Raw genomic sequence first — 25,284 nt, 5'->3', positions numbered from 1 at the left:
TTTTTTATATGGCGTGAGCATCCTTTTTTTGGAGGTTGAATAAAGAACTTATGTTCGCATATAATAAAAGCAAACAAATGTTCTTATTGGAGGGAATGGCATGATTGACAAATATGTCGGTCAGATGATCGAACTCGTTTACATGGATCGGGCAGGACGCATCACGCAGCGCGAGATCCGGATCAATAGCGTCAAGAGCGGGAAAATCCGAGCATCTTCCGGGGCCGACGGTTCGCCGCGGACGTTTCTGGAGCAAGGCATATTGGCATGGCGTCCTATTTCCGGTAAGGACAAGGAGGCGGGAGTATGCTGAATGATTTTGAACGAAAAATATTGCGTATTATCGTGAATTACGCTGGACAGCGGCGCCGTATGCCAAGGATGGATGAACTGGAGAACAAAACGGGCAGAAGCAAGGCGTTGATTCGCGAGTCTTTGCTGGAGCTTGAACGCAGGCAGCATATTTTGTGGGAGGATAAATCTTCGTTGGAGGGCATTCGCATATTGCAAGCATGGGAGCAGCCGCCGCAGCCTGTACGTAAGAGCGAGCCTGCCGGCGACCTTGCGGTCAAGTATTTTATGGAATACTGAACGTCCTATCCATAAGAAAACAAGCACCGATCCAATATCCAAGAGGATGGAAGGGTGCTTGCCAGTGGAATGCATGACTGCATCCGGGCTTTAGAATGGGGGAAGTTGATCCAGGTTGTTGGTTGGATCGCCATCGGCGTCGCCGCGGATGTACATTTCTCCATCCCTGCCTTTAAAGACGTTCACGCCCGCAATGGCACCGGACTTCACCTCAGCCAATGCTTGTTGATAATCCAGCACGCGGCCGGTGGAAGTCTGGAAAGCGGTCAGGTCGCCATCGCCGTTTTTCTGCACGGCCACGAACGTTTCACGATTCGTTGCATCCATCTGTACACTCTCCTTGTCTGCTGCGAATGGAATCCTTCCTTAGGTAGGTTGGCCCCATTGCATGAATAATATGCGTAAAGAGAGCGATTGGCGATCTGCTTGCATGGGGAGCAATGGTGCTCCTCTGGCGGGAGCAAGCAAGTTGTTACAGGCTTTTTCTCATCCGGACGTGCAGAATGCCTGCATCGTAAAAAGGCTCCGCGGAGATTACTTCATATCCCAGTTTTTCGTAAAAAGCTTGTGCTTGGCACTGGGCATCCAGCACGGAATAAGCAAGGCCCAGCTCACGCGCCCGCTCTTCCATGGCCAACAGAAGCACACGGCCGTAGCCGAACGAGCGATGGGATTTAAGCACGGCGATGCGCTGCATTTTGGCCGTATCGTCAGCATAATAGACCAAACGGCCCGTCGCAACGGCTTGTCCGTCCACATGAAGCAATGCGTGATGCACGTCCGCGCTAATGACATCATAATCGTCGATCTCGATTTCAGCCGGGACCTGTTGTTCTACCACAAATACATCATGGCGAATGTCCAACGCTTGTTGAAGTTGTTCCTCTGTCTGTGCATAGCTAATCTCCGCTGCCAATTCCATTCCTTCTTTCTTTCAATTCTGGCATAACATATCCGTCTGAAATTATACAAAAAACGGCGGATGCTGTATAGTTGAGGGAATATATGGGAAAGTGGGAGGGCGGGGTATGGCGGGAGTTGTGGTCATTGCCATTTTGATGTCGCTTGGAATGATGGTTCTTATGTACTTTGTTACCAAGAAGGCCTATTCTCGAAAATGGGATGAGGAGGAGTGAAGCCTTCCGAATCGGTCATGAATAGGCCTGTTTCAAGGCAGAGATTCGACATGTCCTCGCGGGGAGTAAACGTCATGCTGAACGGAGTTGGAATAAACGTCCCGCCACACAGGTAGATCGTTCGTTTCGTTGGGCTGCATCAGCTGCTGGATTTGCACCGTGCGTTCATCCTTCTCCAGACTGCAGCCCGTAATAACAATGCACATCAGCAGGGAGATTGAACCGAAGCACAAACGGGCAATGATCGGATGGGAAGTGGTTTTGGATTCCGGCATATTATTCAAAGGTTGGACCTCCATTACTTAATTGGTAATCTTACCATAGTGTGCTCAAAATCAGCGAAAATATAACGTTAAAAAAAGGATTGACAGTGTACGCGTTTACTTGGTATGATACTGTTACTTGATCGATACAACATTTAATATTTGATCTGATCTGTTAGCTCAGCTGGGAGAGCACTATCTTGACAGGGTAGGGGTCAGTGGTTCGAGCCCACTACAGATCATACACAAGAAGCCTTGCGCAGCAAGGCTTCTTTTCTTTTGCCGATCCAGATAATAAGCTATGAATAAATGAAGTTGGGGGACGAATGGGGGACGAATCAACAAGTTCGAACGAAAGCTCCGAAACCCCATGCCGACGTTTTTCTCCGCTTGGCTGACTTTTTGATGATTGAAATATACCCTATATGGGTATATTATGAAAGTGATTCCAACTCTATGGATTAAAGGAGAATACTCATGAAAAAGACGGCCAGCATCGGACTTGCTATATTGCTTCTCAGCACGATTGTGTTCAGCGGATGCGGAAAAAACGAACCGCAGCCAGTTAGCAGTTCGAACCATGAAGGAAACATGGAGGAGATGCATCATTCCGGCTCGGGCGAGCTGCCCGCTAATCTGAAGGAGAAAAGCCATCCGACCTTTCCGATCGGGAGCAAGGCAACGATGAATGCAGATCACATGCCCGGTATGAAGGGGGCTGAAGCTACGATTGTCGGTGCATATGAAACCACTGCTTACGCTGTTACGTATAAACCGACAACGGGTGGCCATCTCGTAGAAAACCATAAATGGGTTATACACGAAGAAATAAAGGACTCTGCCGATCAGCCGTATAAGCCTGGCGACGAGGTCATTCTCCAAGCCGACCATATGCCAGGAATGAAGGGGGCCGCAGCGACGGTCGAGAACGCCGAACCAACGACCGTTTATATGGTTGATTACAAGTCGACAACAGATGGAGAGATGGTTCGCAACCATAAATGGGTGACCGAACAAGAGCTGGCTGTTGATTGAGTTTCGAATTATTCCAAATTTGAAGTGATCTGGTGTTTAGTAGAGATTCAAAAACAACTTAGTAAACAGGAGGAGAATGGATATGATGGACTTCAGTAAGCCACCCCATGGCTCCGAAAGTTACACGCACCAGCAGCGTCACGAGGAGAATGAGCAAAAGTTGCTAGCCGGAGGCACCAGCATTTGGACAGAAATCAGTAACTGGCTGATTGTTGCCGGGATTTTTGTGGGCATTTTCCTGTTGTTTATATATGTGTTCTAGGCACTAAACAACTAAACTGCATTTGCTGCGAAGCCTCTGAACAGAGGCTTTTTTTGCGCCTGAACGTCGAACCATGGTTCAATCCTCATACTAAGCGTTGTGATCGACTCGTATACCGACGCCCTGCTCGCCATTACATTTGATGCATGCACACCTCTAGGCGAACTTCCATATAATGCTGTACTTCAACAAGCAATATGGGAAGCGGGGGAATCGGAATGGCAAAAGCAAAAGGCAAAAAGGCTTCGGCAGCAAAGAGTGACAAGGTTCGCGTATCGATGAAGTTGGTCACTTCGGATGTATGCGAACGATGTAAAACCCCTTGTGCCCGAGGGACGGAGTATGCTGCCAGAATGAGACTGGATGGAGCGGTTGGCAAAGGCGTGCCCTGCATCCTGACTCGTCATATCTCCTCATAACGCTTATTTATCTACGCGCAGCATACGTTCAATATGCGCCGAATGGATGTGAAACGATGATATGGATCAGTCGGAAATTTCCGGTTGATCCTTTTTGTATGCGTTTTAGCCTATGGGCTCGCATCAGCTCGGGTTCAGCATGGATATTCCCGTTCCAACTGAATCGAAATTGTGTCCTATGCTTGGATTAGAGCGCTGTCTTTGCCATTTTCGTGCAACTTCGAGATCATTGATGATTAACGGTGACAAAAAATAAAATTTGTCATTCGTCATTCGCTGTGGTATTCTATCTGCAACGGAGGTGAGCGAAGAAGGCTGGGGCCATCTTGCAAACAAATGACCAAACAGAAAGCAACTGAATTTTTGACCAAAGAGCAGATTATGGAAGCTACGCAGGATACGGTAAGGCGCTACGGAGCGGCCAAATCCTCAGTGACGGATGTCGCCAAACGTCTTGGCGTAAGCCACGGTACCATATACAGGCATTACGCGAGCAAACAAGAACTGTTTGAGGCCGTCACCGAGAAATGGCTTGAAGAGGAGATCATTGCCCGGTTGGATGAAATCGTTAAAGACCGGGAGCTTTCGGGCCAAGGTATCCGTCACGTTCATGCCTATATTCAAACCTTGGTGCAGCGGAAGCGTCATTATGCCGAGACGGATGCCGAGTTGTTTGATTTGTACGCCAAAGTTACGGAGCAATCGGCTGACATTATCCAAGCCCATGTGCGGAACATGATCGCGCAGATCCGGGAAATTCTTGAAAAGAACTACCTTTTTGACGCTGCCGATTCGGGGAATATCGCGGCCGCCGTGTTGCAATCCACTGCCCGTTTTCATCACCCGGCACATGCCTACGAATGGAAACAGGGTGCCATTGAAGCGGAATTCGGCCAGGTATGGAACTTGGTAGAGAAAGGGCTTATCCAATTACAAGCGGAGAGGAAGTAGACTTATGAACCATTTAAGCGGCAAAGTAGCGATCGTAACAGGCTCATCACGCGGCATCGGACGTGCCATTGCGGAGAAACTGGCAGACCAGGGCGCGGACATCGTAATCAACTATACAAGCAATGTTGTCCATGCTGAGGCGGCGGCACAGGCCATTCGGCAAAAAGGCGTACGCGCAGCCGTTGTCCAAGCTAACCTTGCACGCAAGGAGGAGGTTGAACGGCTGTTTGAAGAGGCGATTGCCCAGTTAGGCAAAGTGGACATTTTGGTTAACAATGCAGGCATCATGAAAACAACGCCGCTTGCCGATGTCACGGAGCAGGAGTTTGACCAACAGTTTGCGATCAATGTGAAGGGGACGTTTTTTGCATGCCAGCAGGCGATGAAACATATGACCGAAGGCGGAAGCATCGTCAATTTCTCCACCTCGGTAGTGGGGCAAATGTTTCCGGCTTACAGCGTGTATGCTGGCACGAAAGGAGCCGTGGAGCAATTCACGCGCCAATTGGCGAAGGAATTCGGGTCCAGGCAAATCACGATTAACGCGGTGGCGCCGGGTCCGGTCCTTACTGAATTGTTTACTGAGGGAAAAACGGAGCAGCAGATAGAAGGCATGCGCAAATTGAATGCGTTTGGGCGGCTGGGGGAACCGGAAGACATTGCCGACGTCGTTTCTTTCCTAGTCGGGCCTGAATCCCGGTGGGTTACCGGGCAAACGCTCCGTGCCAATGGCGGCTTCATTTGAGCATGGGCATGTGAATTTGCTTCGGCTGAGAAGGGGTTGGCAACAACGAGATCATGGAGGTTTCCTGACACACAGGAAATCTCTTTTTTTCAATCCATGGAGTGGAAAAAATGTTGGATAAAAAATGAAAAATAATGAAAAACGGCGCAACTTTGTGAGCGAATCTGCAGTATAAATGTACAACAGCAGCAGCAGGGGAGGGAAATTGGCGCATGAAGTGGAAGAGGGTCTTGCTCTGTGTCAGCATATTTTCCTTGCTTGGCGGATCTCTACTGTTTGCAGATTCCGTGAACGAGAAGATTCGGGTACTCATCAATGGCAAGGAAGCGGCTGACGGCGGTTATTTGATTGATGGAACCACCTATGTTCCTGTGAGGGAAGCGGGCGGCATCGCCAAATGGGACAACAGTAGCAAGCGGGTGACGGTGATTAAGCCCAATGTACATATTTTTCTGTTCAAAGGAGACACTGTATTTGGCAACGTGAACGTGGGCAAGCTGAAGTTCAACGTGTTCTCACAAGTCGACAGTCTGACGACCGACGTGGCTGCCGTGAAGTTGACGATTACGAACCCGAGCGGGCAGGTGAAGGATATTCAGTCCCAGGAGCTGACAACCCAGAAAGATAACTTCTGGTTCCGCACGTATGATTTCACGTATGATTTCAGCCGCGCAGGCAAATATTCAATCGGTTTTCATATTAAGGAAAATGCAAACAGCAATTACGTGCAGGTCGCCGAGAAAGTCATTACCGCACTAAACGAATAAACCCGAATCACGCCCGCGGTCGAAATTGACCTGGCACTATGAACATGTTACGATATGCAAGGTTACACAATTTCAATCGATGAAGCGAGGTATATCAATGAGCGATCACACACATGAACACGGCGATGCCTGCGGCTGCGGTCACGATCATGACCACGACCACGAGCATGAAGAAGTTCTTCTGACGCTGACAGACGAGAACGGAAACGACGTGGAGATGGTTTTGGTGGAGACGTTTGACGTGGAAGACCATGTTTATGCGCTCCTGCTGGAACGTAACAATCCTGAAGCTGACGGTATCATTTTCCGCATGGAAGAAGAAAACGAGGAAATGGTACTCTACAATATCGAAGACGAAGCAGAGTGGAGCCGTGTTGAAGCGGCTTATAACGAACTCGTTGCAGGACAGGAATAAGTCAGGCTCCAAATAAGTTCAATAGACAAAACAAAGTGAATTTATGGACTCGAAACGGCATGGGAGAACAATCTGTGCCGTTTTTTTTTAGTGCAAGCAAGGAAAAAGCGTATAGCAAACAAAACGGAGAAAAAATCCGCTTGAAAAATATCCATTCCCGAAATGATGACGTGCGAGGTCATCATCTCAGCGAAATTGTATCTGTTCATTCTGGCGAAAATCTCTTGGGTGATGGACTCTCGTCTCTTTGCAGGACAAACGTCAGACCTGAAAGATTGGTCAGAATCATTTCATTGGCTCCACTTGGCAGGATGAAACGAACCACTCAAAATGAAATCGGATAAAACAAATTTTCATGCAAATCCAAAAAATCAAAGTTTGACGTGGAAGGAACGAACTTATACATCTCAGGCTGAGCCTTGATTTCTTTGGATTGTTTTTTGGTGAGTGTCAGATGAACGTTCCGATCAAATCAAACTCTCCACCCGAGGGCAAATACAGGCCAGAAAGACGTCTGTTGCGAGATCATAAACTGCGTTCAAATGCAGAAGGTTATAGAGAGATGTCAGTCTTCTTTTTAATGAGTTCGCATACTCATCCATCTGACGTAACCTCCTTCTTTTTTAAGAGGCCTCGCCATCCGTTCCATTTGCCTGCTGAATTCCGTCACTCTTTTTGAACAAAACAAGAGCAAGCTATCTTTTCGATAACCCGCTCTTGTTCTATACCGCTCTGAGCTTAATCAACGACAGACCATGATGCGGCATTTTTCTTTTAACGTGGCTTAAAAAACAAGGCATTGATGATGCTGATCCAACCGTATTCGGGGCATGAAGGCCTGAAGTAGAAGTCTATTCCAAGCTTGCCATCACTGATGCACAGGAGGAATACAACGAAGTTAGCCATAGATTCCCCATTTAATACTATCTACTTTGCGAGTGCTGTCAGCTTCGCTGGTACTTCCCCAAAATGGTCACTTCAGAGTGATCCCTTTACTTTTTGATTCCTCGTTTAAGCTATAGTAGAGAGCTTCTACTCACAAAGAATTAGATACTTTTTGATAAATCTGTTGAATCCATTTCGCGTTTGGTAGGGGAGCTTTTTTCAATATACGAGAGAAGGGACATGCATAACGCATAGAACAGACTGATACCCAGAATAACAATCCATACACTCTCCATATCTACGCTTCGAATGAAAAGGCCGGTCAAATATGGACTAAGTGTGTAACCGAGACAACCTACGAATAACAGCAAGCCGTTAAACCTTCCCTGATGGGTATCGGGTACACGTGACGCGATATACAGGTTGATATTGGTTTGCACCAGAATCTCCCCGATGGTCCACAGCACAGTGGAAAAAACAACGATAGCGAAATGAGGCAAATCGCTCAGCAGGTAGAGAACGCCAAATCCAATTCCATAAAAGAGTGCACCTGCCGCTATGGAATTCTGAGCTGTGAAGCTGTGGGTAGCAGACAGGACCAACGTGGTGAGAATAATAACACTGATCGCATTAATGGTCATGACAGACCCATAATAAGCAGCTCCATTCTCTCCAAACGAATGATTCATCTGAAGTGGAAGGCTAAACGAGTATTGCATGTAGATAAAATAATTAAGAAATGACACTGCGATGAAGAAGGCGACGAGCGGATTTCTCAACAGCAACTTAAATATTGAAGAAGCCGATTGCTTCAATACTTGTTGATGTTGATGGTTGGGATGTTTCTTTTGTGATTGTTGCATCTGATGTGCATGGTCTCCGGTTTCCATTGCTTTGTTGCCCGCACCGACATGAACCCGCTTCAAGATGATCAAGGTGGAGATCAGAAACACTGTGCCGATACCTATAAAGACGATATGCACGTGATCCTTGATAAAAAAACCGGCAATGAGTGGTCCAAGCGCTATGCCTAGATTGGCTCCAAGATACATGAGAGAAAAGGCAGATTTGCGCTCCTTCTCCTCTGTGCACAGTTGAATAATTAAGGCGTTATAGGCAGGCCGGGTAATACTGATGAAAAACATGACTGCAATCAGAAGATAACCAATGGTTATCGTACCCGACCAGAAGGAGCAGCTGATAATCATCAATGTAGACAACAGCTGCCCGATGACAATAATCGTTTTTTTGCCCATCAGATCACTTAAATAGCCTCCAAGCAATACGCCGGGACCGCTAATCAAGGCCGCCATGGCTACAAAAATGCCTGCACTGACCACATTCATACCAAGCTGGAGCGTAAGGACCAAGGTAATTAACGAGAATATAAAATCTCCAGTGCTGTTAATGGTTCTGGCCAAACAGAGATAATAGACATCGCGGCTTAGTCCCGCGTATGTTTTGGATAGAGATAAAGACAATCGTTCCAATCCTCCCCAAGAAAACCCCAATTCCATAAAATAAATCGTAAGGTGTATGTCCGAATCTATACAGTTTCGGCAACCTCAACCTCAATGACGAATCGATCATACAAGTCCAGCAAAGTCTGACGCAATTCCTCAAACGACTCCCCTTCAACAATGGCAAATCCTGATCGTGTCATCGTATCGTTCACATCTCCTACACGCTGCCCTATTTCATAAGAAACCTTGAACTCAATAATGCCAGAAACATCCTTATAATCGTCGATTCCTGATATTCGTTGAATGACACCCGCGCGTGAAGGAAAACAGATCATGCCCGTGAATTTGTTGTTCGTTTGCTGCTGTGTAAAAGTATATATGCCAACCTCCAGATCAGTTACGGCTTCAAAAAGATCTACGCCATGGGTGTTTTTGATACAAGGCGGCATAACTTGTGAGCCCCCGATTCTTGCCCCGATCTCTCCAAATACCACTTCTCCATCCGGCGTGAGAAACAGCTCGGCATGGGTTACAGATTGATTAATCCCAAGGGCAGCAATGGCTTGTGAATTGATCTCTTGGATACGCCTGATAACGTTCGCGTTAGCGCCTTTGGGGAACGTAATGCTAGCCGGAGGTTTCTGCTTGGTTGCAATGTCCAGACAGTTGTAAAGGTATTGAGAGACAGAGGAAAATACAACGATTCCCTTGGACACGATGGAGTCACAGTGAAACTCTGTACCGTGAATGAATTCTTCCAGCAGGTCCCTCTGCAGCTCATGTCTAGTGTGCTGCAGATAATGTGAGAGCTCATCCATACTGGACAACTTGAAGGTATTGATACTTCCGTAACCGCTAAGTGGCTTTACAATGATCGGGAATCCATGGGCAGCAGAGAAATGAAAATAGTCCTGCTCTTGCAGAGCGATTGCTATTTTGGACGTACGAATTCCGCGTTGATGAAGCATTTGTTTCATAATCCATTTATTACGGACCGCCTCGGCCTGATTGCGCTGCATACCGGGGATGCCAAATTCGGAGCGGAGCTGCCCGCCGATCTCAATGGCATTCTCCCCTGGAGTTAACAAAGCGATAATCGAATGGGTTTGCCTGATCTGTAGAACATGCTCCCGAATGGCATCGTAGGATTCGAGGTGATCGACGTAGCGAATTTCATCAAAATAATCCTGAAGCCGCTCGGGGTGATGTAATTGATGCTGTTCAATAATCAGAATTCTTTTGTGATCTGTGAATTTGGTAAGTGGTTTCACGAAGTTTAGGCCGAAAGGCAGTCTGAAATCAGATATGTAGACGATCGTTTTCATGGGACCTCCTTGAACAAAGTTAAAAATAGGAAAAATGGTTTTCTCAACATTATAACTCATTATTTTCCATATTCAATACATTTTTTGTAAAATATTATGAACGATTATACATATTTTTGTTGCGTTAAAGTGTTAATTGACAATAGGGATTATATGGTATACTATCATACCGGAAATAGAAATAAAAAGGAGGATATAGAAATAAATGGAGATAACTAAAGGGAAATACGCTATACTGGGCACATTGGGTGACGATGAAGGCTTCCTGACTTGCAGTATGCATATTGCAAAAAAAATGGATAATTCTGATTTGATTAAGCCATACCCCGAATTCGAAGCGGCAGCAGATGACCTGAAATCAGGTGAGATTTCCTGTCTCCTGGTTCCTGGAGCGTATCCCAAGCTTAACAGCTTCATTATGGATTCAGATCTCGTGGTATCTGAAAGCTTTGTAGAGAAGATTCCTGCACTGGTGCTGTCTGGTTTTCAGGTGGTATGCCCAGAACAGATCGATATTATCTATCATCATCCGGCGACTACATACTTGTTGACCGAACTTGATATCATCTATAGAGAGAACTGCACGGTATCATCGAACCCTGAGGCTTGCAGGAAAGTTATGCTAAATACGGAGAGATCGCTTGCGCTCACGAACCAGCTCTGTGCGGATCATTACGGACTGGTGACTTACAAGGTGCTGCGCGAGGGAATCCAGATGCCTTGGGTATGTTTTACGAAAAATACACAGAGGGTGAATGCACTCATATGAAAAGAATCGCTATTATACTGGATAAAAATCTGGAGCCTGGAGCCGCAGCGAATGTGGCAGCCCTTCTGATGGGACAATCCTCCCTGAACGAGCCTGAGTTATATTCGAGTCAACCTGTACTGGATCAGAGCGGTGTTCAGCATGCGGGTATTCAATACAGCACGGTCATTCTAAAGGCCGGGGAGAATCAACTCATTAACCTGGTCAAATCCTGCTCAGAACACGATGGCGGATTGAATTTTCTTGTTTTTTCTCAGACTGGGCGGTCACTCAATAACGCATTTGAACAATATGCGAGTGAAATTGCGAATATGGCTTTGGAAGCCACCAAAGTGGTGGGAGTTATTATATGGGGAGAAGATGAAGCCGTTCGGGCCATGACTAAGAAGTTCAGTGTCATGAGATAAGGGAAGGCATGACGTAGGCGCTTCAGCGGCGGTGCAGTTTTATTGATGATGAGATAGAATTGAATATCTTGTCTGTGCGTGGTGCGGACATGACAAAGGGCAGAATCTATCCTTGGATAGACATCTGCCCTTAACTTGCATTACCTGATACAATCTAGGGTGTGTCTTCAAACTCAAGCAAGCCACACCATGATGAATGCCAGCGTCAAAAAAGCCTTGAACGTACACGCTAATTTATCATAACGAGTTGTCAAACGGCGATATTTCTTCTATTTTATTAAAGAAGCATTCCACCCAATGGCGCTCTTTGTAGACATATCGATCATATGTTGGGATCACTCGGTGATTTCTCTTTCGGGGAATCAACGCTACGGCCAGTTGTTCCTTCAAAAGCTCCGAATGGCATTCGTATCACTCGATTCGATTGACCACTGTGGACGTCCTCCTTGTGGTTTTCGCCTTTTGCAAGGGGGCTTTTGTGCTGCCCGAAAGATCGATCCTGCGCATTAAAAAGACCAGGCCTGATGGCCTGGTCTTGAGCAGTCTTGTCGTGAGAGAAGCATGAGGATCGATTAGAAAATCGCGTCGGCTTCCACGATCACCTTAACATTTGTAACGCTGCGGTCCTCAGGTCCTTTTACGGGCAGGCCCACTTCGACGTGATCGACAATGTAGTCGATATTTTCCTGCGTGATGACCTCGCCCGGCAACAGAATCGGAATGCCCGGAGGATACACATAAATAAATTCCGCTATAATGCGTCCCGCAGACTCCTTGAACGGAATAACTTCTGTGTCGCCGTAGAAGGCATCACGCGGAGTGAGCATCAATTGCGGGATGTCAGGTACTTTGACGACCAGTTCATGCGCCGGGTTGACCTGGTAATACGTACGGGACAGATCCTGCAGCGCGTTCAGCAAAATGTCGACCGATTCGTCCGTATCACCCGGAGTGATGAGACACAAAATATTGTACATGTCGCTAAGCTCGACTTCGATATTGTAATGCTCACGCAGCCAATTTTCGGTCTCATAACCGGTAATGCCCAGATGACGAACATGGATCGTAAGCTTGGTCGGGTCCATGTTGAAGGTTGCTTCCGTTCCAAGCAATTCTCTGCCGAAACAGTGCAATCCGTCGATGTCGTTGATGGCTCTTCTGGCGAATTCAGCCAGATCGATGGCTTTCTGTGCCATAGCGTGGCCATTCAGTGCCAGATTGCGTCTGGACGTGTCCAATGAAGCCAGCAAAATATATGATGTTGAGGTTGAAGTCAGCATACTGAGGATCGTCTGTACACGCTGCGGGTTCACGAACCCGTTTTTGGTGTTCAGGTTCAATACAGAGCTCTGTGTCATGGAACCGCCCAGCTTGTGCACGCTCGTTGCGGACATATCGGCTCCGGCAGCCATCGCAGAAAGCGGCAGGTCCTCGTGAAAATGAATCAGCACGCCATGCGCCTCGTCGACAAGCACAGGAACCTGGTAGCTGTGCGCCAGCTCCACGATCTCCTTCAGATCTGTACATACGCCGAAATACGTCGGATTAATGACAAGCAATGCCTTGGCGTCTGGATGACGCTCAAGCGCACGCCTGACCGAACGAACGGTTACTCCGTGGTCGATGCCCAGATTTGCGTCTTGTGCGGGAGAGACGAATACCGGTTTGGCTCCCGAGAAAATAATGGCTGACATGACCGATTTATGCACGTTACGGGGTACAATAATTTTATCGCCCGGTTCGCATACTGACAAAATCATGGTCATGATGGCACTGCTTGTGCCCTGTACGCTGAAATAGGTATAATCGGCTCCGAAGGCATCCGCGGCCAGCATCTGCGCTTCCTGAATGACGCCTGTAGGCTGATGGAGATCATCCAATGGAGCGATATTGATCAAATCGATGGACAGGGCATTATCGCCGATAAATTCACGAAACTCGGTATCCGTTCCCAATCCTTTTTTATGTCCCGGAATATGAAATTGCACCGGATTGAGTGCCGCGTGATTGGTTAAAGCGGTAAACAGCGGCGTACGGCGGTGATCCATCAGTGCTGTCACAACCTTTCTTCATTAAAATGGGTTCAGTTTCATGAGGAAACTTTATATCAAACAAAAATGAGTATAGCAAATGTGGGACCGAATGCAAGCAATCCTTATGACAAAATTTCAAATTACAAGGATTTGGGCGAATTTGTTCGCCTGAGGCGGGTCCATAAGCCAACGAATGAACGCTGAAAGGGGAAAAACATGCAACCACAACCAGCAACCAAACCGACCAACATTTTGCGCACGCCTTTTTTTATCGCCATGTGGCTGACCTTGTTTTTGGTCGAGGTCATTAAAGGGGCGCTGCTCGTCGCCGTCCTTCCCGTATACATGGGGAGCGTCCTTGGATTGTCCGCCGGGATTATCGGCGTAGCCTTTGCTTTGCAATATTTGGGAGATAATTTGTTTCGTGCCCCGTCAGGATGGGCTGCCGAGCGAATCGGTTTTCGCCTAACGATGGTGACGGCATTAGTGTGCACCCTCCTTGCGCTCATCATGATTATTTTTTTCAAAAGCTCATTCGGCTTGTCGCTGGCCTGCCTGATTCTCGGCATCGGCACGTCTCCGTTATGGCCGTGCGCCATGACAGGAGTAACGGCAATGTCCGGCCCCCAGAACAAAAACGGGACTGCGATGGGCGCGCTGGAGATGGCTGCGCTTGGCGGCACGGGGCTCGGCCCTGTTGGCATGAATTGGCTGCTTGAGCGGACGCATCACGATTACCGCACCATTTTTCTCGTGCTGCTGGGCTGTGCCGTCCTGGTCATTCTTGTCGCCATGATCTTGCCAGGACATGTAGTCGTGGAGGGAGAGCATTCAGAGGCTGCGAACAAAGGGAGACAGAAAAACGTGCCGGCGAAACCTCATCTGTTCACACCGCTGTTTCGGCTCAAGAAAAGTGTGCAGCAAACATTGCAGCGGGTGCGTGACACTTTAAACGTAAATCCGCTCGTCTATCCGGCCTTGTTCATGCAATCCTTCGTCATTGGATTGCTCAGCCCGGTCATTACGCTGTATACGCGTACGGACTTGCATATTTCGCCGAATCTGTACAGCCTGCTGCTGGTGGCGGGCGGAGGGATTACGGTGCTGGCCCTGCTGCCCGTCGGCAAAATGGTGGACAGGTTCGGTACATCCCTGTTTCTGAACATGGGCTTTTTGCTCGCTGCAGCCAGTTTGCTGGCATTTGCCTCCATCACTTCGATTCCGGTTGTATTCGGCATCGTCATGCTGGTTGGCGTTAGCTATGCCATGATTTTGCCGGCCTGGAACACCTTTGTGGCGACGCTGATTCCCAAGGGAGAGCGAGGGGCCATCTGGGGTTTCTTTCTTACCCTTCAAGGGTCGGGCATGGTGGTAGGCCCCATCGTATCCGGCTTGCTCTGGGACCACGTCGGTCACCCGGCTCCGTTTATCGCCAGCGCGGTGGTGATGGCTTCATTGGCGGCGGTGCATTTTGTGCTTTCGCGGAAGCCGTATCGAACCGTGCCGGCCAAATAAGGCAGGGGACAAACTGGATAAATCAAAAAAGCTTCCGGCCAGGTAAAGGCTCGGAAGCTTTTTTGATTATAAGCCGGCATGTCCGACAGCCGGCTAAAATGACATTTTATACAAAGGCAGCAACGTTTTGAACGTTTGACGCACGGTTTCAAGCAGCTTTTCGCCGTCTGCCGCCAGCGGATCATCGCGCTCAATACGCAGGCCGCACATCACCTCGGCTTTTTTCACCGTCTTCAGCTTGGTGATGATTTTATCGTAATCCTCATCCTGCATATTTTGCTGAAGGGTACCTGTGGGCGACATATGGTCCATGGACCAATAGTAACCCTGCGGCATGAACCGGCGTACTTCCCGCAACTGGCGCTCCAGCCCTTCGGCAAATGCCGCTTTGTTCGGACTCTCGTAGATGATGGCGAAAATGACGAACAGATGCGTGCCAAACAAACCCACTTCAAAGTGTGGCAATGCTTTATATCCACGTTTGGAGGAAGCCCAGGCCACCCATGTATCTATAGGCGGATTGACGGTTCTGCGCGCGTGTTTGGCCACATGCACGAACATTTCCTCCCCGCACAATTCCGTCAGGTACGGAGCAAGCTCTGCTCCGATCGTTTCCAGCTTCGGCCGTACCCGCTCGATCAGCATTTCCATACGCGGTTCCAGTCCAGGTATCTGGAAAACATCAAAATCGTTATCGTTAAACCCCGAAAAAGTCATCTGATTACCTCCGTTTCGCGTCCATTATATCATGAAATCCGGGGGATTGCCCCGGCTCGTCCAATGGATCCAATCCATTCGGGCCGATTGGGCGAAAAATAGTCAACTAACCAAGTACCCTTACATAAAATGAAGTATAAAATAGGGTAAGCCAACTTGAAGAAGGGATGCGGAAACGGCCGGAACAAACCGATATAGATGGAGGGGAATGCCGTGAACAAAAGTTACGAAGTTGAATATTGCAATGTGGAGCTGCGGTTCAACCGTCGGCATATCCAGAACTTGATCAAAGACCTGATCCGAGAAGGGTATTCACTATATTGGAGCGAGGACGAATCCTTCATCATTCTCTCTGTCCGCACAGGGCGCAAGCTCGTGAAGCTCCGTTTTCAACATACGCGCAGCGGCAATTACAAAATGACGGGCGATTACATCATCAAAGACGCCAAGCTGGCCGAGTGGCTGGAGAAGCTGATTGGCGACACGCGCGGGCATGCCGTGGTGAAACGGTTCAAGGACCATCAAATGACCGTGGAAAACATTTTGTTTGGCGAAGTGATCCGGCTTGTCGAGGTGACCGGCTTCAAGCAGCGCGTCATTTTCCAAAAGGGACCCGCCCCGACGGCGGAGGATATGGAGGAAATGTTTCTCTCTCATGAAGGCGAAGAGCGGTTAATGCTGCTGCGTATGGAGGTTGACGATGAACTGGAGCGGCTGCACGCCGCCCTGCTGACAGGCAATGCAGACAAAGCGGCTGCTTGTCGGGAAACGCTGGAACGTCTTTCCAGACAATTGCTGATGATGGAAGGTTAAATATACAATTATTGGATGTATGAGAGTGGCGGGAGGTTTCGATTTATGACTATACGATGAACACCTCAACGGATTGAGGTGTTTTCGCCTTGTCGGCAAGGGGGACAGGGTTCACTTCCATGCGTAAAACCGTTAAAATGAGAGTGTTGTCGGGAGACAACTCTAAACCCAAAAATACAGTGGATTAAAGGATGGAGGACCAGATGGCTAAACAACAGATCGGCGTAATCGGACTTGCAGTCATGGGAAAAAATTTGGCCCTTAACATTGAAAGCAGAGGCTTTACGGTGTCAGTATTCAACCGTTCCCCGGAGAAAACGCACGACCTCTTGAAAGAAGCGGAAGGCAAAAACCTGACAGGCACGTTCTCCATCGAAGAGTTCGTGGCATCCCTGGAATCCCCGCGCAAAATTTTGATCATGGTTCAAGCGGGCAGCGCAACGGACGCAACGATCGAACAGCTGCTGCCTCATCTGGACGAAGGCGACATCATCATCGATGGCGGAAATGCCTACTTCCCTGACACGCAGCGCCGCAGCAAAGAGCTGGAAGATAAAGGCATCCGCTTCATCGGCACAGGCGTCTCCGGCGGTGAAGAAGGCGCGCTGAAAGGCCCTGCAATCATGCCGGGCGGACAGGAAAGTGCCTACAAACTCGTCGAACCGATCCTGACGGCGATTTCCGCCAAAGTAGGCGACGATCCTTGCTGTACATACATCGGACCAGACGGTGCCGGACATTATGTAAAAATGGTGCACAACGGCATCGAGTACGGAGATATGCAGTTGATCGGTGAGGCCTACCACCTGCTCAAATCCGTGCTGAACGTCTCGGTCGAAGAGCTGCATGAAATCTTTACGGAGTGGAACAAAGGCGAACTCGACAGCTACCTGATCGAGATTACGGCCGACATCTTCTCCAAATACGATCCGGAAACAGGCAAACCGATGGTCGACGTCATCCTGGATGCTGCCGGACAAAAAGGGACGGGTAAATGGACAAGCCAAAGCGCGCTGGATCTGGGCGTACCGCTGTCCATGATTACGGAATCCGTATTCTCGCGCTTCTTGTCCGCCATGAAGGACGAGCGCGTAGCGGCAAGCAAAATCCTGAACGGCCCGTCCGCGTCCGCCTTCACAGGCGACAAAGCTGCGTTCATCGAGAGCGTGCGCAAAGCGCTGTTCGCAAGTAAAATCGTATCCTATGCCCAAGGCTTCGCACAAATGCGCGAAGCTTCCGACGAGTACGGCTGGGATTTGAAATACGGCAACATCGCGATGATTTTCCGCGGCGGCTGCATCATCCGTTCGCAATTCCTGCAAAACATCAAGGAAGCGTACGACAACAATGCCGAGCTGAAAAACCTGCTGCTCGACCCTTACTTCCAGAACATCGTGGAATCGTACCAGGATGCATGGCGCGAAGTGGTATCCGTAGCGGTAACGCAAGGTATTCCGGTACCGGGCTTCTCCAGCGCGCTGTCCTACTACGACAGCTACCGCACAGAGCGTCTGCCGGCCAACCTGCTGCAGGCTCAGCGCGACTACTTCGGCGCGCACACGTTTAAACGCGTGGACAAAGAAGGCTCGTTCCACCACAACTGGATGGAATAATACGCATTCTTTGGTTTTTGGACGAATCGAATGTCTGCGATCCATACGTTGATTCCCGCGCATGGATCGGCGAAAGGCCTGGAGTTCCGGCAATGCCGGACGGCTCCAGGCCTTTTTGGAGTGAAGTACACACGCAGGCGGCATAAATGTGCATCTGTCCCATCCCTTTCAGTGCAAGCGCGGGTGAACATCCTTGACCGGAATGACAGGCGCCAGTCCCGGTCCATGAAACGACTTCCCCAGTCCGTGGGGGTGTGTTATGATAGGACAAACAAAAGTGTCCATGAGTTGCTTGGAATTAAAGGAGTGTACACCTTGAGCAAGTCGAACAATATTATTCTTATCGGCATGATGGGTACCGGCAAGTCAACCGTGGCGGAGATGCTGGCAAATGAGCTTGGTTATCAGCTGGTAGATCTGGATGCCGAGGTAGAGAAAGAGGAAGGCTGTACGATTCCCGAGATGTTTGCAGACAAGGGAGAAGTGTATTTCCGGGATGCGGAAAGCCGGGTGCTCCGCAATGTGCTCGCGAGCGAATCACAGGTCATCGCTACGGGCGGCGGCATCGTGCTGCGCCAGGATAACTGTGACGAGATGTCAGGACAAGGCTGGGTTGTCGCCTTGACGGCCGATCCCGAAGCCATTGTCGAACGCATCGGCGGCTCAGACCATCGTCCGCTGCTTGCCGGCAATGCGGAGGAACGAATTCGTACCATTATGCAGGAGCGGAAAGACGCGTACCTTTTCGCACATCACACCGTGGATACAACCGAGCTATCCGCCGCTGAAGTGACCCGTTTAATTTTAGCGCATTACCGCGTCTAAGCCTGTAAATGTTCCGGAAACAAAAACGGGCCTTTCGGCCCGTTCCTGATCCACTCTATTCTTCCTGCTGCCACTGCAGCATGCCGCCAACCATGTTGGTGCATCCTTCGTAGCCAAGCTGCTGCAAGTATTCGCAGGCACGCTCGCTGCGATAGCCGCTGCGGCAGATCAAGACGATTTCGCCCGTCTTCTCGATTTCGGACAATCTGTCCGGAATTTGTCCGAGCGGAATATGTTTGGCGCCTTCGATCATGCCCAGGGCGACTTCTTCGTCCTCGCGGACGTCGATCATCTGCAGCTTCTCGCCGGCTTGCAGGCGGCTGCGCAGTTCGGAAGGCAGAATTTCAGCGATTTGTGTCATTTCAGGTCCTCTTTTCTGTATGGACTTAACGCCTATAATGATACGAAGCGGCAGGTGAAATGTCAATTTGGCTTGCAGCCGATTGTGGTTATCGACATCAGCATTGCACCTTATTTCGAATGAATCTGATCAATGAAGGAGAATTTAATCGATGGACGTTATCGTTAAACCGACACCTACCCTGAAAGGGGACATCGGAGCTTTGTCTTCGAAAAACTACACGACGCGTTACTTGCTTGCCGCAGCACTGGCAGAAGGCACAAGCACCATTCATTTCCCTGCCCACAGCGAGGACAGCGATGCGATGCGCAGATGTATTCGCGACCTTGGCGCCGTGCTGGAGGAAGACGACAGCAAAATCGTGATCCAAGGTTTTGGCAAACACCCGCGCGACGTGCGCGAACTCAACGTGGGGAACGCGGGAGCCGTATTGCGCTTTCTGATGGGGGTATCCGCGCTTTGCCCTGAGGTGACGTTCGTGAACACGTATCCGGAATCGCTCGGCAAACGCCCGCATGACGACCTGATCGATGCGCTCGGCCAAATGGGAGTCGAAGTTCAGCACGAGCAAGGACGCCTGCCGATCACGATCAAGGGGGGACATGTGAAAGGCGGTCATATCCGCGTATCCGGTTCCGTCAGCTCCCAATATTTGAGCGCACTGCTTTTCGTAACGCCGCTTCTGGCGGAAGACAGCACGATCGAGGTGCTGAACGACTTGAAATCCAAGGTTGTCATCGGGCAAACGCTCGAAGTGCTTGAGCAGGCGGGGATCGTGATCCACGCGAGCGATGACTACATGTCTTTCCGGGTGCCGGGCGGCCAGTCCTATCAACCGCAAACGTATACCGTTCAGGGGGATTATCCCGGGTCTGCAGCTGTGCTCGCCGCAGCGGCAGTTACGCAATCGGACGTGAAGATCCAGCGTTTGATGGAACAAAGCAAACAGGGAGAGCGCGCCATCGTGGACGTACTGCGCATGATGGAAGTGCCGCTGACGCATGAGAACCATGTCGTTCACGTACAGGGCAACGGCAAGTTGAAGGCCGTGGAATTCGATGGCGATGCGGCAACGGATGCCGTGCTTGCGATGGTCGCGGCGGCCGTATTTGCGGAAGGCACCTCCCGGTTTTATAATGTAGAGAACCTGCGTTACAAGGAATGCGACCGAATTACGGATTATCTGAACGAACTGCGCAAGGCTGGTGCCAATGTGGAGGAACGCCAAGCCGAGATTATCGTGCATGGACGTCCTGAAGGCGTGGAGGGCGGCGTGGAGATCAATGCCCACTTCGACCATCGCGTAATTATGGCACTGACGGTGGTAGGCCTGCGTGCCAAACAGCCGATTCGTATTCGGGACGCACATCATGTAGCCAAGTCTTATCCTCAATACTTCGACCATCTGCGGGCGCTTGGAGCCTCGGTGGAATGGGTAGAAGGATAACATAACAAACGTTTGCTGAAAAGGACGGTGCTTTGCATGGAATTCAACAACCCTACACGTGAAGAGATCGGACACATTTTGCGCAATGCAGGCAACATCGCGATTGTCGGTCTGTCGGACAAACCGGACCGGACTTCCTACTTGGTTGCGGAAGCACTGCAGAGCAGAGGTTACCGGATCATTCCGGTCAATCCGCAGGCAAGTGGTGGCGAGATTCTTGGTGAAAAGGTGTATGCCTCTCTGGCGGATATTCCGGAGCCCGTTGACATCGTGGACGTTTTCCGCCGCGCCGAGTTTTGCGCCGACGTTGCCCGCGAAGCAGCTGCCATCCATGCCAATGTGCTTTGGCTGCAGCTCGGAATCCATAGTGACGAAGCCGTGCAGATTGCAGCCGACAACGGCATGACGGCTGTTACGAATCGTTGCATCAAAGTGGAAGATTACGCACTGCGGAGCGCCGGAAGAGGTTAAGGCCTTTTCATGTTGAAGGCAGCCCTGTGACTTGTGCCCTGCGAATAACAGGTTCATAAACCGCTTGTCGAAACCCCGTTGACCCCCCAAGGTTGGCGGGGTTTCGCATCCGTAAGGTGGCGTTGCGAAACCTTCCGGACCAAGGAAATGACCGGTTAGGCAGGAGAGGAATTTTTGCTTCGGGTAAGCGTTGAAGTGAGTGCCGATGCCAAAGGCAAACCGCACGAGGATACGGCCTTTTTGACATGTGTCGCAAGGGATGTTTTAATTTTTGGCACGCACTCGTTTTGTTTTGACAAAACGTTCCGTAAAGCTTACCATCAAGGATAGAAAGGAGAGGACGCCATGAATTGGCTCGGGTCCTTGCAGCAGCTCGGAAGGGCAGTCATGCTGCCCACAATGGTTTTGCCCGCCGCAGCGATTCTGCTCAGCGTTGGCAGTTTGCCCTGGGATGCCTGGGGACTGAACGTTGTTGGCGAGATTTCTACCGTGGCTGGACGCGGTATTTTTTATTTTTTGCCCTACATGTTTGCCGTCGGCGTAGCGCTTGGCCTCTCCAATCAAGCCGGACAGGCGGGGCTTGCCGCGCTTGCGGGCATCGTGATTTACGATCAGGTCATTCGTCACTTCGGGGACGGGACGGTTCAGCCTGCTTCATTAATCGGAATCATCCTTGGCGCGCTCGCCGGGGTTACGCATAATCGGTTTAAAAGCATTAAACTGCCCGAGATTTTGCAATTTTTCGGCGGTTCCAGGTTTGTTTTGCTGATCGTGGGGCTGTGCTCGGCCTTGTTTTCCTGTTTTATGCTGTGGATTGCTCCCATTCTTCAAAACGGGCTTAATGTGATCGCTTCGTGGGAGTACAGTCTGGGCGGGTTCGGGCTGTTCATTTACGGGGTGCTCTACAGGGTGCTCGTGGCGTTTGGGCTGCACCATCTGCTCAATAACGTGTTCTGGTTCCAGCTCGGCACCTATCAGACACCTGATGGCCATATCGTTCAGGGGGATTTGCCGCGTTTTTTTGCGGGTGATCCGACCGCCGGATATTTCATGGCAGGACTGTTTCCGATCATGATGTTTGCGATTCCCGCGATCGCGTTTGCCATCATTCAGGAAGCAAGGGAAGATCTCAAGCCCAAGATCAAAAAGACGTTTTTGACGTCTGCGTTAGTGTGTTTCCTGACAGGGGTATCGGAGCAGATCGAGTTTGCATTTCTGTTTGCGGCACCTTATCTGTTTATTGTGCATGCCGTAATGTCGGGAATCGCCATGTGGATGGGATACTGGCTGGACATACGCCACGGGTTTTCCTATTCGGCGGGTATCATCGATTACATCATCAATTTCCATCTGTCCGAAAATGCCTGGAAGCTGATTCCGCTCGGCATTCTTTACGGATTGGTGTATTATTTCCTGTTTCGCTGGGCTATTCGCACGTTCAAAATTCCAACACCCGGCCGCGAGGAAGGCTCCGTGCTGGAAGATTGGGTGGGCAACATTCCTTACCAGGCTCCCCTTGTGCTGGAAGCATTGGGAGGCAAGGAGAACATCGTGCAGGTGGAGGCATGCATCACCCGGTTGAGGCTGACGGTTCACAATGACAGGCTTATCGATACGGGAGCGATGAAGAGTTTGGGCTCCGCGGGCCTGATCAAGCTGGGCGGCGGCAATGTGCAAGTGGTGTTTGGTACATATTCGGAGCTGATCCGGGAAGAGATCGCAAAGCTGCTTGAGCGGGATTTGCAGCAGGTGCTGTTCTGCGCCCCGGTTCAAGGCAAAATGCTGCCGATCGAAGAAGTGCCGGATCAGATCTTTGCGGCCAAACTGGTGGGTGACGGCGTTGCATTTGTACCTGAAAAAGGGGAATTGGTTTCCCCTGTGTACGGGACGATCATGCATCTCTATCCGACCATGCACGCACTCGGCATTTCGACCCGGGAAGGTTTGGAAGTATTGCTGCATATCGGCATCGACACTTCGCAATTGAAAGGCTGTTTTGAAGCGCTTGTGCAGGAAGGGGACACGGTGGAGCCGGGGCAGCTGCTCATCCGCTTCGATCTCGCGAAGCTGCGGACCGAAGCGGCGTCCTTAACGACACCGATGGTGATCACCAATCCGGATCGCGTCAAGTCCTGGAGCTTTGCTCCGTTCAAGCATGTCAAGAAAGGTCAGGCATCCGTTATGTCCGTGGTGCTCTATGACAGGAACGTTGGAGGGGTAGAATGAAGATAGAAGGCATCAATGGCGCTGCAGGGATAGCGATCGGCAAAGCATTTGTCCTGCCCAGCTGGGAGTGGGACCTGCCGGATCAGAAGATGGACTCGGTAGACCTTGCCCAGGAATTCGAACGACTGTATGAGGGAATACGGACATCGAAGGACGAGATCGAAAACATCAAAAACGAGTTCAAGGAAGTGGTCGGTCCGGAGGAATCGAGCATCTTCGATGCCCATTTGGCCATCCTTGAAGACCCGGTGTTCATGAACGAAATCCGCGGGATCATCGAACGTCAGTACAAGGCGGCCGAAGTGGCGGTCAAAGAAGCGATCGACCATTTCGTCACCATGTTCGATCTGTTGGATGACGAATACATGAAGGAACGGGCCATCGATATCAAGGACGTCGGCAATCGGCTCCTGAAGCATCTGCTGGGAGCGCCCGAAATTACGCTTCCTTCGGATACCCAGCCGTACATTTTGGTGGCGAAGGAGCTGTCGCCTTCCCAATTGGCGCATCTGAATCCAACCTACGTGCTGGGCATCGTGACCTTGATTGGCGGCAAAACGTCTCACTCGGCCATCATGGCCCGCGCACTGGGCATACCGCTCGTTTCCGGACTGGAAGCGAACCTTGGCATGCCGGTGGAGACCGGAGACCTGCTGATTGTGGATGGCGATAACGGCTTGGTGTTTACGGAGCCTGACCGCAAAACGGTGGAAAGGTATACGGTGCTCCGCGCCCAGCAGCAAAAGAAAAAAGAGCAATTGCAAGTGCTTGCCACGGTGGACGCCGTTACGAAGGACGGAGAAACGCTGCACCTGGCATCCAATATCAGCTCCGTGAAAGAACTGGAGCTTGCGCTGAAGCACGGAGCGAAGGGGGTCGGACTGTTTCGGACCGAGTTTCTGTACATGGACCGGGCGACGTTCCCTGGCGAGCAGGAGCAATATGAGGTGTATCGGCTTGTTGCGGAAAAAACCGCAGGCCAATCTGTCGTCATCCGAACGCTGGACATCGGCGGAGACAAGCAGTTGGACTATTTTGAATTGCCTGAAGAAGATAATCCATTCCTCGGATATCGTGCCATTCGCATAAGCCTGGACCGTAGAGACCTGTTCAAAACGCAGCTTACGGCCATTTTGCGTGCCAGCGCTGCCGGCAACGTCAAGGTCATGTATCCGATGATCTCTTCCGTGGAAGAACTCAGACAAGCCAATGCGATTTTGCGCGAAGCGATGCATGATCTGGATGAGCGCGGATTGCCTTACGATCCGCATATTCAGGTCGGCATCATGATCGAAGTGCCGGCCGCCGTCATGATTGCCGACTTGCTGGCAGAGGAAGCGGACTTTTTCAGCATCGGCACGAACGACCTGGTACAGTATGTCCTCGCCGTTGACCGCATGAACGAACAGATTGCCCACATGTACCATCCGTATCATCCTGCGGTGCTGCGGATGCTGCGCACAACGGCGGAAGCGGCGCACCGTGCGGGAATCGGAATCAGCGTCTGCGGTGAAATGGCGGGAGACGAGCGGTCCATACCGCTCTGGCTGGAGCTTGGCATTTTCAATTTGAGCATGTCGCCCCAGTCTCTCCTGCGGGTCAAACACCGGGCCCTGAACACGACGGCTAGCACAGCGAAAGAAACGGCGAGAGCATGTTTCGGCCTTCGCACTAGCGAAGAGATCGAGGAGAGGCTGCAAGCCTTCAATAACGCCAATTGCAGTCCTGACGAACAAAACGATTCGAATGCATCGTAAAAACGACGAGCACCCAACCCGATTTAGCCAAACCGGGTTGGGTGCTCGTTCATTTATTGGCCGCCATCCATAA

At 50.3% G+C, this 25,284-nt stretch carries 28 protein-coding genes and 1 tRNA gene; 21 read left to right on the top strand and 8 right to left on the bottom strand.

Annotated features, from left to right (window positions below; all coding sequences use genetic code 11):
• Positions 1-100 precede the first annotated feature (100 nt).
• Positions 101-313, top strand: a complete 213-nt coding sequence (locus SNR34_RS21650; protein WP_236416545.1) for a hypothetical protein — start codon at positions 101-103, stop codon at positions 311-313.
• Complete coding sequence (locus SNR34_RS21645) at positions 307-591, top strand: LexA family transcriptional regulator (RefSeq protein WP_236416543.1); 285 nt, start codon at positions 307-309, stop codon at positions 589-591. Before SNR34_RS21650 ends, SNR34_RS21645 begins: the two co-directional genes overlap by 7 nt.
• A 90-nt stretch (positions 592-681) precedes the next feature.
• On the opposite strand, the gene SNR34_RS21640 is transcribed toward SNR34_RS21645, so the two are convergent.
• The 3 genes from SNR34_RS21640 to SNR34_RS21630 all read right to left on the bottom strand — a co-directional run bounded on the left by SNR34_RS21640 (position 682) and on the right by SNR34_RS21630 (position 2,011).
• A complete protein-coding gene (locus tag SNR34_RS21640) occupies positions 682-918 on the bottom strand; it encodes a DUF3892 domain-containing protein (RefSeq protein WP_339273668.1) in 237 nt (78 codons plus the stop codon).
• Positions 919-1,063: 145 nt separating this feature from the next.
• Positions 1,064-1,507 carry a GNAT family N-acetyltransferase gene (locus SNR34_RS21635; RefSeq protein ID WP_339273666.1) on the bottom strand — a complete coding sequence of 148 codons (444 nt, stop codon included), beginning with the start codon at positions 1,505-1,507 and terminating at the stop codon, positions 1,064-1,066.
• Between the two features lie 252 nt (positions 1,508-1,759).
• Complete coding sequence (locus SNR34_RS21630) at positions 1,760-2,011, bottom strand: hypothetical protein (protein ID WP_236416533.1); 252 nt, start codon at positions 2,009-2,011, stop codon at positions 1,760-1,762.
• 148 nt (positions 2,012-2,159) lie between these two features.
• Between SNR34_RS21630 and SNR34_RS21625 the strand changes: the two genes are divergently transcribed.
• From SNR34_RS21625 to SNR34_RS21585, 9 genes are all read left to right on the top strand, one after another.
• Positions 2,160-2,232 (top strand) — tRNA-Val (locus SNR34_RS21625).
• Positions 2,233-2,467: 235 nt separating this feature from the next.
• Positions 2,468-3,025 (top strand): YdhK family protein, encoded by a 558-nt coding sequence (locus tag SNR34_RS21620; protein WP_486180150.1) that lies wholly within the window; start codon positions 2,468-2,470, stop codon positions 3,023-3,025.
• Positions 3,026-3,107: 82 nt separating this feature from the next.
• A complete protein-coding gene (locus SNR34_RS21615) occupies positions 3,108-3,287 on the top strand; it encodes a hypothetical protein (protein WP_236416528.1) in 180 nt (59 codons plus the stop codon).
• Positions 3,288-3,505: 218 nt separating this feature from the next.
• Positions 3,506-3,706 (top strand): hypothetical protein, encoded by a 201-nt coding sequence (locus SNR34_RS21610; RefSeq protein WP_236416527.1) that lies wholly within the window; start codon positions 3,506-3,508, stop codon positions 3,704-3,706.
• 336 nt (positions 3,707-4,042) lie between these two features.
• Positions 4,043-4,657: a TetR/AcrR family transcriptional regulator gene (locus SNR34_RS21605; RefSeq protein WP_339273518.1), complete on the top strand. Its 615-nt coding sequence runs from the start codon at positions 4,043-4,045 to the stop codon at positions 4,655-4,657.
• 4 nt (positions 4,658-4,661) lie between these two features.
• Positions 4,662-5,402, top strand: a complete 741-nt coding sequence (locus tag SNR34_RS21600) for an SDR family oxidoreductase (RefSeq protein WP_339273516.1) — start codon at positions 4,662-4,664, stop codon at positions 5,400-5,402.
• Between the two features lie 212 nt (positions 5,403-5,614).
• Positions 5,615-6,169 carry a copper amine oxidase N-terminal domain-containing protein gene (locus tag SNR34_RS21595; protein ID WP_236416524.1) on the top strand — a complete coding sequence of 185 codons (555 nt, stop codon included), beginning with the start codon at positions 5,615-5,617 and terminating at the stop codon, positions 6,167-6,169.
• 97 nt (positions 6,170-6,266) lie between these two features.
• Positions 6,267-6,584 (top strand): DUF1292 domain-containing protein, encoded by a 318-nt coding sequence (locus SNR34_RS21590; protein ID WP_236416523.1) that lies wholly within the window; start codon positions 6,267-6,269, stop codon positions 6,582-6,584.
• Positions 6,585-6,643: 59 nt separating this feature from the next.
• Positions 6,644-6,928, top strand: coding sequence for a hypothetical protein (locus tag SNR34_RS21585; protein WP_486180149.1), 285 nt, complete (start codon positions 6,644-6,646; stop codon positions 6,926-6,928).
• Between the two features lie 702 nt (positions 6,929-7,630).
• Here SNR34_RS21585 and SNR34_RS21580 read toward each other — a convergent pair.
• Both SNR34_RS21580 and SNR34_RS21575 read right to left on the bottom strand, forming a co-directional pair.
• Complete coding sequence (locus SNR34_RS21580; protein ID WP_486180148.1) at positions 7,631-8,890, bottom strand: MFS transporter; 1,260 nt, start codon at positions 8,888-8,890, stop codon at positions 7,631-7,633.
• Positions 8,891-9,015: 125 nt separating this feature from the next.
• Positions 9,016-10,257 (bottom strand): ATP-grasp domain-containing protein, encoded by a 1,242-nt coding sequence (locus SNR34_RS21575; RefSeq protein WP_236416519.1) that lies wholly within the window; start codon positions 10,255-10,257, stop codon positions 9,016-9,018.
• A 205-nt stretch (positions 10,258-10,462) separates the two neighbouring features.
• Between SNR34_RS21575 and SNR34_RS21570 the strand changes: the two genes are divergently transcribed.
• Together SNR34_RS21570 and SNR34_RS21565 are read left to right on the top strand one after the other, a co-directional pair.
• Complete coding sequence (locus tag SNR34_RS21570; protein ID WP_339273512.1) at positions 10,463-11,026, top strand: type 2 periplasmic-binding domain-containing protein; 564 nt, start codon at positions 10,463-10,465, stop codon at positions 11,024-11,026.
• On the top strand, positions 11,023-11,433 hold the full coding sequence (locus tag SNR34_RS21565) for a DUF2000 family protein (RefSeq protein WP_486180147.1): 411 nt from the start codon (positions 11,023-11,025) through the stop codon (positions 11,431-11,433). Before SNR34_RS21570 ends, SNR34_RS21565 begins: the two co-directional genes overlap by 4 nt.
• A gap of 572 nt (positions 11,434-12,005) precedes the next feature.
• Here the strand turns inward: SNR34_RS21565 and SNR34_RS21560 are convergent.
• Complete coding sequence (locus SNR34_RS21560) at positions 12,006-13,481, bottom strand: aminotransferase class I/II-fold pyridoxal phosphate-dependent enzyme (RefSeq protein ID WP_339278445.1); 1,476 nt, start codon at positions 13,479-13,481, stop codon at positions 12,006-12,008.
• A gap of 201 nt (positions 13,482-13,682) precedes the next feature.
• On the opposite strand from SNR34_RS21560, the gene SNR34_RS21555 reads away from it, so the two are divergent.
• On the top strand, positions 13,683-14,981 hold the full coding sequence (locus tag SNR34_RS21555; RefSeq protein WP_236416510.1) for an MFS transporter: 1,299 nt from the start codon (positions 13,683-13,685) through the stop codon (positions 14,979-14,981).
• Positions 14,982-15,074: 93 nt separating this feature from the next.
• On the opposite strand, the gene SNR34_RS21550 is transcribed toward SNR34_RS21555, so the two are convergent.
• Positions 15,075-15,698 carry a YktB family protein gene (locus tag SNR34_RS21550; protein ID WP_339273509.1) on the bottom strand — a complete coding sequence of 208 codons (624 nt, stop codon included), beginning with the start codon at positions 15,696-15,698 and terminating at the stop codon, positions 15,075-15,077.
• 213 nt (positions 15,699-15,911) lie between these two features.
• On the opposite strand from SNR34_RS21550, the gene SNR34_RS21545 reads away from it, so the two are divergent.
• From SNR34_RS21545 to SNR34_RS21535, 3 genes are all read left to right on the top strand, one after another.
• The gene (locus SNR34_RS21545) at positions 15,912-16,511 is read left to right on the top strand and encodes a hypothetical protein (RefSeq protein WP_236416508.1); all 600 of its coding nucleotides are present in this window, start codon (positions 15,912-15,914) and stop codon (positions 16,509-16,511) included.
• 203 nt (positions 16,512-16,714) lie between these two features.
• Positions 16,715-18,124 carry an NADP-dependent phosphogluconate dehydrogenase gene (gene gndA, locus SNR34_RS21540; protein ID WP_486180146.1) on the top strand — a complete coding sequence of 470 codons (1,410 nt, stop codon included), beginning with the start codon at positions 16,715-16,717 and terminating at the stop codon, positions 18,122-18,124.
• A 315-nt stretch (positions 18,125-18,439) separates the two neighbouring features.
• Positions 18,440-18,949, top strand: coding sequence for a shikimate kinase (locus SNR34_RS21535; protein ID WP_236416506.1), 510 nt, complete (start codon positions 18,440-18,442; stop codon positions 18,947-18,949).
• Between the two features lie 55 nt (positions 18,950-19,004).
• On the opposite strand, the gene SNR34_RS21530 is transcribed toward SNR34_RS21535, so the two are convergent.
• Positions 19,005-19,310, bottom strand: coding sequence for a rhodanese-like domain-containing protein (locus tag SNR34_RS21530; protein WP_236416505.1), 306 nt, complete (start codon positions 19,308-19,310; stop codon positions 19,005-19,007).
• Between the two features lie 151 nt (positions 19,311-19,461).
• Between SNR34_RS21530 and aroA the strand changes: the two genes are divergently transcribed.
• From aroA to ptsP, 4 genes are all read left to right on the top strand, one after another.
• On the top strand, positions 19,462-20,757 hold the full coding sequence (gene aroA, locus SNR34_RS21525; RefSeq protein WP_486180145.1) for a 3-phosphoshikimate 1-carboxyvinyltransferase: 1,296 nt from the start codon (positions 19,462-19,464) through the stop codon (positions 20,755-20,757).
• A gap of 36 nt (positions 20,758-20,793) precedes the next feature.
• Positions 20,794-21,228 carry a CoA-binding protein gene (locus tag SNR34_RS21520; RefSeq protein ID WP_236416503.1) on the top strand — a complete coding sequence of 145 codons (435 nt, stop codon included), beginning with the start codon at positions 20,794-20,796 and terminating at the stop codon, positions 21,226-21,228.
• Positions 21,229-21,573: 345 nt separating this feature from the next.
• Positions 21,574-23,454: a glucose PTS transporter subunit IIA gene (locus tag SNR34_RS21515; RefSeq protein WP_236416502.1), complete on the top strand. Its 1,881-nt coding sequence runs from the start codon at positions 21,574-21,576 to the stop codon at positions 23,452-23,454.
• Positions 23,451-25,211: a phosphoenolpyruvate--protein phosphotransferase gene (gene ptsP, locus SNR34_RS21510; RefSeq protein ID WP_236416500.1), complete on the top strand. Its 1,761-nt coding sequence runs from the start codon at positions 23,451-23,453 to the stop codon at positions 25,209-25,211. The genes SNR34_RS21515 and ptsP overlap by 4 nt, the downstream gene beginning before the upstream one ends.
• The last annotated feature ends 73 nt before the right edge of the window (positions 25,212-25,284 follow it).

This window comes from Paenibacillus sp. XP01, assembly GCF_057364885.1.
This window is presented reverse-complemented; position numbering and strand designations above follow the sequence as displayed.